The following is a 14,454-nucleotide window of genomic DNA, read 5'->3' on the forward strand; positions in this document are numbered from 1 at the left end:
CGGCACCGCTCAACGGTAGCGGACCTGGCAGCATGTGGCATATGAGCGTTTGTCGAGTCTCCCGTTCGTTCGCTGCGGCGATTGCCGGAGCCCTTTTTCTGGCCACGCTGCTGACCGGTGTCGGAGTCGCCGCGGCGCACACCGGTGCCACCGGTTCCAGCCCGGCAGACGGGGCCACGGTGCAGACCTCGCCCGGCCAGGTGGCGGTGACCTTCAACGAGAACCTTCGCCCCGAGTTCGCCCACCTCACAGTCGTGGGGCCTGACCGCAACTTCTACCAGCAGGGACAAGCAGCCGTTGAAGGCAACGCCGTCTCGGTGCCGGTGAACTCCCTTGGCCCCGCAGGCAAGTACGAGATCAATTTCCGGGTCACCTCGGCCGACGGTCACGTGGTGCAGGGCCAGCGGACCTTCACCCTGGCCGTGGCCGGTGACGGTGCCCCCGGTGAGCAGGCCGCTCCCGACGACAGCTTCACCAACTCCGAACACGGGCTGGCGTGGTGGGCGTGGGTCCTGATCGGGTTGGCAATAGCAGTGGTGGTCGCCGCCGCAGTGGTGCTGCTGCTCCGGCACCGCCGGTCCTGAGTCTCCCCGCCCCTATTCGACGCGGCCTGCGGTGACCTGCGTGATAGCGCCGGTCGCCAAGAGGCGTCCGGGCCCGGGTTTGTCGTGAGCTGCGCCCGAGCGTGGGTGCTGCTCGTTTTCAGCACGCCGGTTTGTCGGCCTTAGAGTGGAGCCATGAGTACCGCGTCATGAGCACGACCACTCCGCGCGCGCAGGCCGGTGCTGACCGTGACAGCCTGCGGGATCCGTCGAGCCCTCGCCGCCGGCTGATTCTGGCGATGGGGCTCGTCGCGGCGATGGCGGCGGTGGTCGTCACCGCGATAAGCGCGGCGACCGCGGTGCGACTCACCGGTCTTCCTGATCCGGGCTGGGCCGCGGTGTACGGCCAGCCGGTGCTGACCGCCACCGGACAGCTGTTCGCCGCGATCGGTTTCGGCGGGGCCATCTTCGCGGCGTTCTTCGTGCCACCGCAGAGCGACGGTCAACTCGACGTCGGCGGCTACCGGGCCCTGCGTTGGTCCTCGGCCGCGTTCGCGTGCTGGAGCATGATCTCGCTGGCCCTGATCCCGGTCTCGATGGCCAACTTCTCCGGGTGGGGTCTGGCGACCACGATCACCCGATGCGCCGAGACCATCGGTCCGAGTGAGGTGCTCGGGGTCTGCGGGGTCAACCCGCAGTCGACGTACCTGCTGTGGTCGGCGATCTTCGCGATCGCCGCCGCGGTGATCGCGCGTGCCGCCCTGAAGTGGGGCTGGACGCTGCTGGTGATCATCCTGGGGTTCCTCTCGCTCATGCCGCCGGCGCTGTCCGGGCATTCCTCGGCCGGGGGCAATCACGACCTGGGCACCAACAGCCTGATCCTGCACATCGTCGCCGCCGCCGCATGGACGGGCGGGCTCGTGGTCGTCCTCGCGTACTGCTTCGGCAAGGGACGCTGGCGTAACCTCGCGCTGCGCCGCTATTCGCGGGTCGCGTTCTGGTGTCTGATCGTGGTCGCGTTCAGCGGTGTGGTCAACGCCCTCCTGCGCGTCAGTATCGGCCAGGTGTTCACCAGCACCTACGGGCTGGTGGTGCTCGCCAAACTCGCCGCGCTGCTGATCGCCGGCGTGCTGGGCCTGGTGCACCGTCGCCGGACGATCGCCGAGCTCGAACAGACCGATGAACCGCGCACCTCGCTGTTCGTACGGCTCGCCGCAGTCGAGGCATTGGTGTTCGCTACCGCCTTCGGCCTGGCCGCTGGACTGTCCCGAACTCCACCACCGGTCCTGGAGACCGCCGAAGTGAATGTAACCGAGGAGAAGCTCGGCTACCGGCTCGACCAGGCCCCGTCGCTGGCACAACTCGCCTTCGACTGGCGCTTCGATCTGATCTTCGGCACCTTCGCGATCGTCGCGGCTGTCGTCTATGTACTCGGCGTGGTTCGGTTGCGTAAGCGGGGTGACCCCTGGCCGGTCGGCCGGACCATCGCCTGGCTGCTCGGTTGCGCGGCGCTGCTCATCGCGACCTCGTCAGGGCTGGGCAAGTACGCGCCCGCGGTGTTCAGCGTGCACATGATGAGCCATATGATGCTGTCGATGATGGTGCCGGTCCTGATGGTGCTCGGCGCACCGGTCACCCTCGCGTTGCGGGCGATCCCGCCGGCCGGCCGTGACAACCCGCCCGGCCCGCGCGAATGGATCCTCTCCGGCATCCACAGCAAGTACTCGCGTTTCGTCACCCACCCGCTGATCGCGGTGACCGTGTTCGTCGGCAGCTTCTACATCCTATATCTGGGCGGCGTCTTCGAGGCGATTGTCGAGAACCACTCCGCGCACCTGGCGATGAATCTGCACTTCCTGATCAGCGGCTACCTCTTCTACTGGATCGTCATCGGAATCGACCCCGCACCGCGTCAACTCTCCCCCGTCGCCAAACTCGGCATCGTGTGGGGATCGCTCCCCTTCCACGCCTTCTTCGGCGTCGCGCTCATGATGACCACCGCCCTGATCGCCGGCGACTGGTACCGCTCCCTCGGACTCGGCTGGCCAGGACACGACCTCTACGCCGATCAGCAAGTCGACGGCGGCATCGCATGGGCCACCGGCGAATTCCCCCTCATCGTCGTCATGCTCGCCCTGCTGATCCAATGGCAACGGTCGGGCACCCGAGCAGCCGCACGATTCGACCGCAAAGAAGACCGCGACCAGGACGCCGAACTGGCCAGCTACAACGCCATGCTCACCCAAATGCGAGCCGAACGACCCCGCCCCGGAGACGACTCTCACTGACCAGGCGTGGGGGGTGGCCCGATCAGACGAGCCGGCGTGATCGACGGCGACCGGCCACCTCGCCGATCCGGTGCGCGGCACGTGATCGCAACAGCCGGGGCACTCATATCGGTAGCACCACGTCGAACATGAATGTGATCCGGATCCAGTCGACGAGTTCGTTCCACCAGCCGAAAAGCAGGAGCACGCCGACCGCGATCATCGCGATCCCGCCGATCACCTGAATCACGCGGGCATTGCGGCGCAGGAAAGCCAGGCCGCGGACCGCCCATGCCGAGGAGAAAGCAAGAATCACAAAGGGCAGCCCCAGACCCAGGCAGTACGCCACCACCAGCACCGTGCCGCGGAAGGCATCCATCCCGTCCGTGCCGCTCGCGGTGACCAACACCACCGACAGCGTCGCGCTGGTGCACGGGATCCAGCCGACGGCGAACACCGCCCCCAGAATCGGTGCTCCGAACCAGTTCGAGAGCTTCACCGGCATAGGTAGACGATGATCCTTGGTCCTGATCGTCCCGATGAACACCAGGCCCATCACGATCACCACGACACCGCCGATACGCTGCAACAGCAGCATGCGGCTCTCGTCGTACAACGCGCCGGTCAGGCCGAAGAAGGCCACCGTGAACAGCGTGTAGACCACCGTGAAGCCCAGGACGAACAGCAGCGCGGCACCGACCACCCGCAGTCGGCCCTTCTTCCGCGGCTCGTCCGGCGTCGCGGCCGGAGCCTCCGCGCCGACCAGGCCCGCCAGATAAGAGAGGTAACCCGGCACCAGCGGAATCACACACGGCGACGCGAACGACACCAACCCGACCAGCACACACACCCCGATCGCAAGCACCAACGGCCCCGACGCAGCGGTATTGGCGAAGGTCTCGGCGACACTGGCCAACGACGTGGACATCACCCCTCTGCGTCGCTCTCGGCCAGCACACGCTCGACAGCCCCGGTCAGTTCTTCCTCGTTGATCGCCTTCAGGTAGACCACCGCCGGACGCAACTGGCGGTCCAGGACCACGGTGGTCGGCACCGCGCCGACCGGCACGCCGAGCGCCTTGAGCGTGCGCCCGCCGTAGTCATACAGCGACGGGTAGGTCAGAGCGCGATCCCGGGCGAAATCCTGCGCCGCGCCACGGTTGTCACGGAAATCGATCCCGACAACCTGAACCCCACGCGACTTCGTGGCATTGAAGACCTTCTCAAGCTCCGTTGCTTCCACGCGGCACGGCGGACACCACGACGCCCACACGTTCACCACCACCACCTTGCCCCGGTAATCGGCAAGATTCACCTCGCCCTCGTCGGGGAAGATGTTCGGCCCTGACACCGCACCGATCGGTTTACGGTCAGCCAGCGGGTACTCGATGACGGTCTTACCCCCCGGAGCGACGATCTGGTTTCCCTGCCCCTGAACCACGGCGTCGTCACCTCCGCTGCAACCAGCAAGAGTCATCAACGCCACCACGCCGGCCAGAACCACCGCCGCTAGCCGAAACACACGCACCCGTACCGACGCCTCGAATCCATACAGCCTCGACAGGGCGACCCGAGAGAAGAAGCTGGCACCGGATGGTGCTCCCAGACCGGAGACACGAGGGGAAGCGGCCACGACACCCAGTGTTCCAGAAACCGAGCGAGGGCCGACGACCCAGGTGTGTGCTCACGCTAGCCGTCGCTGGCTCCAGACGAGGATGGCCCCTCTCTTCTCGCCCGTCGCGCCCGGGCTAAGAGATCATCGAAACGCCCATCGGCTCCCGCGGCACATACCGCCACACCAAAGTGGTGGCCTTGCCGATCAGCAGCCAGGAGCACGTGCCTCCAAACATCTGTGTTCTTCTGCTTCTTCCGAAACTCTCCACGCCGTATTCGCGCAAGATCCCGATTGATGGAGTCGACAATGCTCTGCTGAGCACAGTGCACGGTCAGAAGACTCGGACGACGAAGGACTTCCACTGCAGCACCCAGTCCGAGCAGAGCTGCACGGTGCGCCGAACGAGCGAGCACTGCCTGTGCCTCGACTCTCGAGTGCGGCCCGGACTCAAGGACGAACGCCCAGCCTGCAACACCGGGGTCGCCTTCCTGCGAGGCAGTTGGTCCCGACGCGGCCAACCACAGTTCAACCGGCACCTGCATTCCGGACTGCCAACGCTGATGGGACATCATCCAAACCCTCCCTGGGTCTGCTGCACGGATAGGTGACATCTGATCTGGCTTGCCCGGGAGGGTGGGCCTGGAAGGATGCCATCGTGCCCAAGCCCTACCCGAAGGAGTTCCGCGACGACGTGGTGCGTGTCGCGGAGAACCGTGAACCCGGGGTGACGGTCGAGCAGATCGCGAAAGATTTCGGGGTTCACCCGATGACGTTGACGAAGTGGCTCGCCCGCTCCCGCGCTGCAGAGATCGCCGCCGAGACCGGCTCGGTCTTACCCGACGACCGCGACGCCGAGCTTCGTGAGTTGCGGCAGCGCAACCGGCTGCTGGAGCAGGAGGTGGAGGTGCTGCGGCGGGCGGCGGCGTATCTGTCGCAGGCGCATCTGCCGGGAAAAGGCTCTACCCGCTCGTGAGAGAGCTCGCTGGTGACGGGATCCCCGTCACGGTGACGTGCCGGGTCCTCAAGCTCTCCCGCGCCCCGTACTACCGGTGGTTGCGACAGCCGATCACGAACGCCGAACTGATGGAGGCGTATCGGGCCAACGCGCTGTTCGATGCGCACCGCGACGACCCCGAGTTCGGGCACCGGCTGCTGGCCGACGAAGCCCGCGACGCCGGGGAGCCGATGGCCGACCGGACTGCGTGGAAGATCACCTCGGCGAACGGCTGGTGGTCGGTGTTCGGCAAGCGCAAGGCCCGCGGGAAGGGCCGCAAGGTCGGCCCGCCCGTTCACGACGACCTCGTGGGCCGCGACTTCACTGCGGACGCTCCGAACCGGCTCTGGCTGACCGACATCACCGAGCACCGCACCGCCGAGGGCAAGCTCTACCTCTGCGCGATCAAGGACGTGTTCAGCAACAAGATCGTCGGCTACTCCATCGACTCCAGGATGAAGTCGCGCCTGGCGGTGAACGCGCTGCGCAACGCCGTCGCCCTGCGCGGCCAGGTCGCCGGTTGCGTGATCCACAGCGATAGAGGCAGTCAATTTCGCAGCCGGAAGTTCCTGCACGAGATCAACCGCCACCGCATGGTCGGATCGATGGGCAGAGTCGGCGCTGCCGGCGACAACGCGGCCATGGAATCGTTCTTCAGCCTGTTGCAGAAGAACGTCCTTAACCGCCGTTCCTGGACCACCCGGGAACAGTTGCGCACCGCGATCGTCACCTGGATCGAGCGGACCTACCACCGCCGCCGGAGACAGGCCCGCCTGGGCCGTTTGACGCCCATCGAGTTCGAGACCATCATGACCAAGGACGTCGCCCTCGCGGCGTGACTAACCACTGTCACCTATCCGTGCAGCAGACCCCACGGCGGGAGATTGCCGCTTGGAAACGGGCCGAGCTGCTGCGCTCTACGAGCGGATTAGCGCGACTATCGTACGGACGACAAGCAATTCTCGCTCAGGCATACGAAACTATGGTAAATCTCGGAGGTGGGGCTTCCGACCCGTTCGACGCGGAAACGACCGGTGCTCCACACCCGATTCATTCAGTGACAATGATGACTGTCCTAGTGGAACGTCTTGCCTTGATAGACGCAGATCTTGCGGGGGCGGCCAGAGACGTCGCTCAGCTACATAAAGAATCTCTGTCGACCGCAATCTACTCCTACACCGGGGGCCCCACTGACGAAGTAGACACTCTCATGGTCGACAACGAGGAGTTGTCGCGGCGACACCGCGCCCTGACCACAGCCTTCCACAAATCGGTAGGACGAAACCAGTCGATCGTCACGTTTCGGTGGAGGTTCTGACCTGTAGCGACAGGCGCGACCAGTGGTCGGGAGGTAGGCTGGGAACCGTACGAACAAACGAAGTTGAGGTCCTCGGATGCCGAACATGCTGCCAGAGTCGTCCGAGTTCGACGTGCGCGATTACCTGTATATCGATCGCGAGCGAACGGGCAGTCTGCTCGCACAGCTGAGTGATGGACTTCCAGAAGAGCGAAGTGAGGCCAAGTCTCGCTCGCTCAGTATTGCCGCAGGTCTACGACGCGTCGCGTCGATTGGCAAGGAGATCGGCGAGAATAGTTCGCAGACGCTCGCACTGGCCGACCTGCATGTGTCACAGCTGGAAGAGTCAGCTACAGCCCTGGGCCTGCTCGCTGATGTCTCCGACAAAATGAGTAAGCGAAAGTTCTGGCTTCGAGGCAAAGTGAGAGACTCGATCAGCCCGGGGATGCTCCTCCGCGTGACGGCTCCGACTCAATTGAGTGATGTCGCAAGTATTGCCGGGGCTTTTCGCCGTCTCAGCACCGCACTATCTGATTCTCCCTCAGAGTTGGAAGGATTGCTAGGTACGATCGAAGCACTATACGGCGATTCAATCACGGTGTCTGTACGCACCGCCGTCGCCGACGACTACGAGGTCGGCTTCATGGGCGAGATACCGCACGCACACGAGTTCGGTCCAATGCGCCGGGAGCTACTACTTTCTCAAGTTGGATCCGAACCAAGCGAGATGACTACGCTATTGCAGGTCGCGGCAATCCCGACTGAACGCGAAAAACTCTCTCCTGAACAGATTCTTGCGCAGATTAGACCGCACATAAATCGGCTTACAGCAAGAGGATCAGCTATAGATCGAGCAGCGCTGGACCAACTGGCAGCCAGCCTTGGTGGAATGCTCACCGCGACAGGCTTCGTAGCCGCACCATCATGGCCTGCGATTGGGGTCGTTCCCCTCGCGATCTACAGAGCAGTCCAGAGGCCATCACTGGACATCGAATAACGTCAATTTGTCAGCTGTGCGCAACTTCTGGAGATTTATATGGTTTACAACAGCATTGGTGACTGGGTCAAGGAGAACCGCAGTTCCGACTGTCCGATCTGCGGTTCGGACAGTATTGGTGTGCGACAACTGGAGACCGGCGAAACGGAGTTGCGCCGGTGCGACGATGGCCACGAGTTTGAAGCGAAGGCATGGGTGTGGTCCAAGCCTGGCGACGCAACGCGATTCGACTAGCCCACCGGACGTCGAGAGCGTGACAGGTACAGGACGAGCGCCCGGATTTCTCGCCAAGAAGTCTGGCACAGCGGCATCGGCAGTTCGAGAAGAACCCCCAGGTCGCCCTCGCCAACTAGCTGGCAGAATCGCCAACTAGCCTGGCGTACCACAGACACCTATCCCTGAACGGGAACTCACCTTCAGCAACAGGTGTTGAGGACCCCACGAAGCGCTTCGAGATTGGCGGGTTCAGCGCGGTAGAAATTGTTCACACCACGACGTTCCGAGGTGACTAGCCCTGCGCCACGAAGCTGATTGAGGTGATGCGTCGCGGTGCCGCCGGAGACGCCGACCGCGGACGCGAGGTCACTGGCTGTCTTCTCGCGAGTCGGCTCGGCCATGAGCAGAGACATCATCTGGATGCGGATCGGGTCGGCGAGAGCCTTGAGCCGCAGCGCGAGTTCCAGAGCGTTGTCGGTCGACATCGGGCCGGCAGCCAAAGGAGCGCAGCAGATCGGAGCGCTGACGTCGACAACAGGCAGTGACTTGGGCATGGGTCCAATCTACCTAACCCTTTGACATGTATCAAAGTACTGGGATATAACGGAATAGTCGGATACTTCGACATCCATCAAAGCCTTGGAGGTTCTCATGTCTCGCGTGCAACTCGCCCTTAATGTTGACGATCTGGAAGCGTCGATCGCGTTCTACAGCAAGCTGTTCAACACCGCCCCGCGAAGGTTAAGCCCGGGTACGCGAACTTCGCGATCGCCGAACCCGCACTGAAGCTGGTTCTGCTGGAGAATCGCGGCGATGGCGGCACCATCAACCATCTCGGTGTCGAAGTGGACTCCAGCGACACCGTTCACGGCGAGATCGCCCGCCTCGCCGGCGAAGGATTGTTCACCGAGGAGCAGATCAACACCACCTGCTGCTTCGCCACCCAGGACAAGGTGTGGGTCGGCGCTCCTGACGGGGAACGCTGGGAGGTCTACACCGTCCTGGCCGACTCGGACACCTTCGGTGAAGCGCCCGACCTCGCCTCGGAGGGTTCGGACCTGGGCCTGACGCAGGCCTCGCCCGACTCGTCAGAGTGCTGCACACCAGCCTCTTCGTGCTGCTGAAGCTGCATTCACCGCGCCGCCCTTCGTGTTGCAGACAGTATCGATAGCTGTCAATATTGATACATGTCGAAGTCGTTGAGGATTGAAGGCTCGCCGGTGCGGTGTTCGCCGCTGGTGCGTGAGCCGTTGACGCCCGAGCAGGCGGTGCAGGCGGCCGCGGTGTTCAAGGCGCTCGCCGATCCGGTGCGGTTGCAGTTGTTCAGCCTGATCGCCAGCCACGACGGCGGTCAGGCGTGCGTGTGCGACATCTCGCCGGCGGTCGATGTCTCGCAGCCGACGGTCTCCCACCACTTGAAGGTCCTGCGGACCGCTGGGCTCCTGGAGTCCGAGCGTCGCGGATCGTGGGTGCACTATCGGGTGGTGCCGGCCGCCCTCGACGTCGTCGCCGGCATCGTGGCACCGCTGACCGGGAAGGCCCTGGCATGAGCGTCCAGACGCCGAGCCGCAGCGTCGCCGGGAAGTTGTCGACGCTGGACCGGTTCCTTCCGGTGTGGATCGGGTTGGCGATGGTCGCCGGACTGCTGCTCGGTCGCCAAATTCCGGGATTAAACACCGCCATCGACAAGATCCAGCTCGACGGGATCTCCCTGCCGATCGCCCTCGGGTTGCTGATCATGATGTACCCGGTCCTGGCGAAAGTCCGCTACGACCGCCTCGGCACCGTCACCGGCGATCGACGCCTGCTCATTGGATCGCTGGTCCTGAACTGGGTTGTCGGCCCGGCACTGATGTTCGCCCTGGCGTGGCTGTTGCTGCCGGACCTGCCCGAGTACCGCACCGGACTGATCATCGTCGGCCTGGCCCGCTGCATCGCAATGGTCATCATCTGGAATGTCCTCGCCTGCGGCGACCGCGAGGCCGCGGCCGTGCTGGTGGCGATCAACTCGATATTCCAGGTCCTGATGTTCGCCGTTCTGGGGTGGTTCTACCTGTCGGTGCTGCCCGGCTGGCTCGGCCTGGAACAGACCACGATCGACGCCTCGCCCTGGCAGATCGCCAAGTCAGTGCTGATCTTCCTCGGCATCCCTCTGCTCGCCGGGTACCTCAGTCGACGGATCGGGGAACGTCGCCGCGGCAGAGACTGGTACGAACAGTCGTTCCTGCCTCGCATCGGGCCGTGGGCCCTCTACGGGCTGTTGTTCACGATCGTGCTGCTCTTCAGTCTGCAAGGCGACCAGATCACCTCCCGTCCCGCCGACGTCGCCCGCATCGCACTGCCGCTACTGGCCTACTTCGCCATCATGTGGGGTGGCGGCTACCTCCTCGGCGCCCTCCTGGGCCTCGGCTACGAACGAACCACCACACTCGCGTTCACAGCAGCGGGCAACAACTTCGAACTCGCGATCGCCGTCGCGATCGGCACCTACGGCGCCACCTCCGGCCAAGCCCTCGCCGGCGTCGTCGGACCACTCATCGAGGTCCCCGTCCTGGTCGCCCTGGTCTACGTCTCCCTCGCCCTCCGCAACCGGTTCACCCCCAACACTTCTCAGCCCACCGAAAGGGGCCTGCCATGACACCATCCGTGCTGTTCGTCTGCGTCAAGAACGGCGGCAAGTCCGTGATGGCCGAAGGCCTCCTGCGCCAAGCCGCCGGCGATGCGATCGAGGTCCACTCGGCCGGCACCCGCCCCGGCACCGCCGTCAACGCACTCTCCGCCGAAGCCCTCGCCGAAGTCGGCGTCGACATCACCGGACACGTCCCGGTGGGCATCGACCCAGCCCTGCTCGCCCGCGTCGACAAAGTCATCACCTTGGGCCGCGAAGCCGTCGTCGACGCCCCCGGCGTCAACGTCATCAACTGGGACACCGACGAGCCCTCCGAACGCGGTATCGACGGCATCGAACGCATGCGCCTGGTCCGCGACGACATCACCGCCCGCGTCCGAAACCTCAGCACTGAACTCAAACAGTAGGCCGCTGCTCAATAGGCGACAGAAGCAACGTCGACTCGGTGCAGATCTGGGCCCGCCATACGCACGGATTCGATATGCAGGGTGTTCCACTAGCCACCGAAGATTCGTTGATCGATCGAATCGAGGCCGTCGCTCTCAGCAACTCGTCCTACTTGAACACGTCTCATTACCAGTTCCGCATGCCGCACGCGTGGCAGCCGCAACATCCCGCACATCGAGGCCCCCGGTCGAGTCGGAGCCCCGGTCGAGTCGCAGCTGCCCGATTCAATTCATGCCGCCGAATCAGGCAGCGGGAATCACACCGCGCAGCGGGACGCGAATCCGGCAGCATGCCCGAGATTTGACTCGTCGGCGACTCGACCTCCGGCCGCAGCCCCGCCGCAATTCGCGCTTTCTCAACAGGCGCGCCCCCAGCGGCCGTTGATTCGTCACTGTGTCGAATTAACGGACCACCCGTCCGTCGAGTCGACACGAATCCGTCAATCTCGCGAGACGGGCACCCGGGCTCGAGTGTCGGGTCGGCAACGTCCCGAACGAGGCCTGGGCGGGTTCTGGCTCCTCGGCACCGACATCTACAGCGCCGGATTTCCCGAGAGCGGCGAGGTCGACATCGCCGAGCACATCAACGGGTCGAACTTCGTGCACGTGGGCATCCACGGTCCGACGTCGACCGGCGGACTGGGTACCGGATCACTCGACCTGAGCGCACTCGGCGGGATCTTCGCCCCCTTGGCCGGCCGGTACACGCTCGGATCGGACAAGACCGGCATCGACCCGTCACAGTTCCACACCTACGGAGTCACCAAGACCGGGGAGAAGCTGGGCTTCCTGTTCGACGGCGCGGAGTTCTACTCGATCAGCAAGTCGTCACCGAGCGCCGGTCAGCGCTGGGTGTTCGACAAACCCGTCTACGTGATCCTCAACCTCGCCGTCGGCGGCGACTGGCCGGGCGCACCGGACGGAAACACCACCGACTCCGCCACGGTGACAGTCGACTGGATACGCTACACACCGTAGCGCCGTCGCCAGTCCGCTCCGCGGGCGCCCGGTCCGGCGCCGTCCATCGACCCCAGAGAGCGATCATGGCCACTCCTGCACGGACCGACACCATCGTCATCACGGGCGCCAGCGACGGAATCGGCGCGGCAGCCGCCCGCGCGCTCGCCGGCCCCGACGTGAACCTGGTCCTCGTCGGCAGATCCGCAGCCAAGACCGCCGCAGTCGCTGCCGAGACCGGCGCCATTGCGATGACGGCGGACTTCGCCAAGGCTCGACGATGTTCACGAGCTCGCCGGTCGGATCGGCGAGAAGGTCGACCGGATCGACGTCCTCGTCAACAACGCCGGAGGGACCTTTGACCCGAAGACGCCCACCGCCGACGGCCACGAGCCGAACTTCCAGATCAACCACCTCGCCCCGTTCCTGCTGACCAACCTCCTACGTGAGCGGCTGGCCGCCTCGGACAGCGCACGGGTGATCAACACCTCCAGTCTTGGGAACCGCTGGGGCCGAGTCGATCTCGACGATCTCGACTACCGACGACGACGAGTCATTTCGCTGCAGGCCTACGGCACCAGCAAGCTGATGAACATCCTCTTCACCCGCGGGATCGCCGAGCGCTGGAACGACGACGGAATCGCCTCCGCCGCAGTTCATCCGGGAGTGGTCGCCACCAGCTTCGGCCGCGACTCGTTCCTCGTCGACCTCGGCTACCGGACACCGATAAAGCGGCTCTTCGCCCTCACGCCCGAACGGGGCGCCGCTCCCCTTGTCCGCCTCGCGCGCGGCGACGCCGGCCCTCACCGGCCTGCCCGCGGCCTGAGCACTCCGCACACCGGAAGGGCGGGCCGCGGAGCCTTCTGTCAGACGCACGCAACTGGGCTTATGACGTCCCGGTTACGGAGAGGCCGGTCGAACCGCCGGCCCGGACACCTACCGTTCATCTGAGGAGACGGTGGCGAAACTCCACCGCGATAGCTTTTCTCACGTGTACAGCGTCGTACGCGTCAAAGTCACTCGTCGGCGCACCGATTCCGAATCTGTGGGGAATCACCTTGTGCGCGGGCATGATTGAAAGAAGCGTCCGTCAGATGAATCAAGACATCCGTACCGGCAGGCTCCGGAAAGGCCTTCTGTTCCCGGCTCTTCTCACCGCGGCCGCCGTCGCGCTCTCGGCCTGCGGCAGTTCGGTGAACGACGATGCCGGTTCGAACGCCGAGTCGTGCGTGGACACCTCGGGACCGGAGATCAAGATCGGCTCGCTGAATTCGCTCTCGGGCACCATGGCCATCTCCGAGGTGACGGTGCGCAATGCTATCCAGCTCGCCGTCGAGGAGATCAACGGCGCCGGCGGCGTGCTCGGCAAGCAGGTCAAGATCATCGGCGAGGACGGTGCGTCCGAGCCGACCGTGTTCGCCGAGAAGGCCGAGAAACTCATCAGCAGCGACTGCGTCGCCGCAGTGTTCGGCGGCTGGACGTCGTCGAGCCGCAAGGCCATGCTCCCGGTCTTCGAAGACCGGAACTCGCTGCTCTACTACCCCGTGCAGTACGAGGGCCTGGAAGACTCCAAGAACATCTTCTACACCGGCGCGACGACCAATCAGCAGATCGTGCCCGCGCTCGACTACCTGAAGGAGAAGGGCGTCAAGTCGCTCTACCTGGTCGGCAGCGACTACGTGTTCCCGCAGACCGCGAACCGGGTGATCAAGGCGTACGCGGCCGCCAACGGCATGGAGATCAAGGGCGAAGACTACACGCCCCTCGGGTCCACCGACTTCTCGACCATCGTCAACAAGGTGCGCAGCGCGGACGCCGACGCCGTGTTCAACACCCTCAACGGTGATTCGAACGTCGCGTTCTTCCGCGAGTACAAGAACGTCGGTCTGACCGCCCAGGACATGCCGGTGATCTCGGTGTCCATCGCCGAGGAGGAAGTCGGCGGCATCGGCGTCCAGAACATCGAGGGGCAGCTCACCGCCTGGAACTACTACCAGACCATCGACACCCCGGTGAACAAGAAGTTCGTCGCCGCGTACAAGGCGAAGTTCGGGCAGGACAAGGTGACCTCGGACCCGATGGAGGCCGCCTACACCTCGGTGTACCTGTGGAAGAACACCGTCGAGAAGGCGAACTCGTTCGCCGTGCCGGACATCCAGCAGGCGGCGGGAGGCGTCAGCTACGAAGCTCCGGAGGGTCTGGTCACCATCGACGGTGAGAACAACCACGTCTCCAAGACGGCCCGGATCGGCGAGATCCGCTCCGACGGCCTGATCTACACCGTCTGGGATTCCGGCACCCCGATCGTGCCGGACCCGTACCTCAAGGGTTACCCCTGGGCCAAGGGTCTGAGCGGCTGACCGCCTGACGACGGCTCACTCCGCCGTCGACCCCTCGGTCCCACGGACGGTCCGGTTCCGCGCCTCCACGACGCGGAACCGGACCGCCGGGACCTCGACCCCCGCTTCGAGCGACGGGTCTCCCCCACACTTCTC

The 14,454-nt window shown here is 64.7% G+C and carries 12 protein-coding genes and 2 pseudogenes; 11 read left to right on the plus strand and 3 right to left on the minus strand.

Annotated elements, in window-relative coordinates; all coding sequences use genetic code 11:
- The first annotated feature begins 41 nt into the window (after positions 1–41).
- Entirely contained in the window at positions 42–584 is a 543-nt protein-coding gene (locus C6V83_RS11070; RefSeq protein ID WP_199832496.1) for a copper resistance CopC family protein, read from the plus strand.
- Between the two features lie 167 nt (positions 585–751).
- Positions 752–2,830 (plus strand): cytochrome c oxidase assembly protein, encoded by a 2,079-nt coding sequence (locus C6V83_RS11075; protein ID WP_105942442.1) that lies wholly within the window; start codon positions 752–754, stop codon positions 2,828–2,830.
- 103 nt (positions 2,831–2,933) lie between these two features.
- On the opposite strand, the gene C6V83_RS11080 is transcribed toward C6V83_RS11075, so the two are convergent.
- Complete coding sequence (locus tag C6V83_RS11080; RefSeq protein ID WP_105942443.1) at positions 2,934–3,737, minus strand: cytochrome c biogenesis CcdA family protein; 804 nt, start codon at positions 3,735–3,737, stop codon at positions 2,934–2,936.
- Complete coding sequence (locus tag C6V83_RS11085; RefSeq protein ID WP_325027302.1) at positions 3,737–4,441, minus strand: TlpA family protein disulfide reductase; 705 nt, start codon at positions 4,439–4,441, stop codon at positions 3,737–3,739. Before C6V83_RS11085 ends, C6V83_RS11080 begins: the two co-directional genes overlap by 1 nt.
- 637 nt (positions 4,442–5,078) lie before the next feature.
- Between C6V83_RS11085 and C6V83_RS11090 the strand changes: the two genes are divergently transcribed.
- Positions 5,079–6,256 (plus strand): IS3 family transposase gene (locus tag C6V83_RS11090; protein ID WP_105942444.1). Its coding sequence is split into 2 segments (ribosomal slippage): positions 5,079–5,372 and positions 5,375–6,256, totalling 1,176 coding nucleotides; the frame shifts between segments, so codons are not numbered across the junction.
- Positions 6,257–6,811: 555 nt separating this feature from the next.
- Positions 6,812–7,711: a DUF6414 family protein gene (locus C6V83_RS11100; protein ID WP_105942446.1), complete on the plus strand. Its 900-nt coding sequence runs from the start codon at positions 6,812–6,814 to the stop codon at positions 7,709–7,711.
- Positions 7,712–8,127: 416 nt separating this feature from the next.
- On the opposite strand, the gene C6V83_RS11105 is transcribed toward C6V83_RS11100, so the two are convergent.
- Positions 8,128–8,481, minus strand: coding sequence for an Rv2640c family ArsR-like transcriptional regulator (locus C6V83_RS11105; protein WP_105942447.1), 354 nt, complete (start codon positions 8,479–8,481; stop codon positions 8,128–8,130).
- A gap of 97 nt (positions 8,482–8,578) precedes the next feature.
- On the opposite strand from C6V83_RS11105, the pseudogene C6V83_RS11110 reads away from it, so the two are divergent.
- From C6V83_RS11110 to urtA, 7 genes and pseudogenes are all read left to right on the plus strand, one after another.
- A pseudogene (locus C6V83_RS11110) lies at positions 8,579–9,051 on the plus strand (ArsI/CadI family heavy metal resistance metalloenzyme).
- Between the two features lie 63 nt (positions 9,052–9,114).
- Complete coding sequence (locus C6V83_RS11115; protein WP_105942448.1) at positions 9,115–9,477, plus strand: ArsR/SmtB family transcription factor; 363 nt, start codon at positions 9,115–9,117, stop codon at positions 9,475–9,477.
- Entirely contained in the window at positions 9,474–10,565 is a 1,092-nt protein-coding gene (arsB, locus tag C6V83_RS11120; protein WP_105942449.1) for an ACR3 family arsenite efflux transporter, read from the plus strand. Before C6V83_RS11115 ends, arsB begins: the two co-directional genes overlap by 4 nt.
- Positions 10,562–10,963 carry an arsenate-mycothiol transferase ArsC gene (locus C6V83_RS11125; RefSeq protein WP_105942450.1) on the plus strand — a complete coding sequence of 134 codons (402 nt, stop codon included), beginning with the start codon at positions 10,562–10,564 and terminating at the stop codon, positions 10,961–10,963. The genes arsB and C6V83_RS11125 overlap by 4 nt, the downstream gene beginning before the upstream one ends.
- A gap of 510 nt (positions 10,964–11,473) precedes the next feature.
- Positions 11,474–11,980 (plus strand): glycoside hydrolase family 16 protein, encoded by a 507-nt coding sequence (locus C6V83_RS18740; RefSeq protein ID WP_234353691.1) that lies wholly within the window; start codon positions 11,474–11,476, stop codon positions 11,978–11,980.
- A gap of 65 nt (positions 11,981–12,045) precedes the next feature.
- Positions 12,046–12,910: pseudogene (locus C6V83_RS11135) on the plus strand (SDR family NAD(P)-dependent oxidoreductase).
- A gap of 143 nt (positions 12,911–13,053) precedes the next feature.
- A complete protein-coding gene (urtA, locus tag C6V83_RS11140; RefSeq protein WP_105942452.1) occupies positions 13,054–14,319 on the plus strand; it encodes an urea ABC transporter substrate-binding protein in 1,266 nt (421 codons plus the stop codon).
- Positions 14,320–14,454 lie beyond the last annotated feature (135 nt).

This window comes from Gordonia iterans (genome assembly GCF_002993285.1).
Taxonomy (GTDB): domain Bacteria; phylum Actinomycetota; class Actinomycetes; order Mycobacteriales; family Mycobacteriaceae; genus Gordonia; species Gordonia iterans.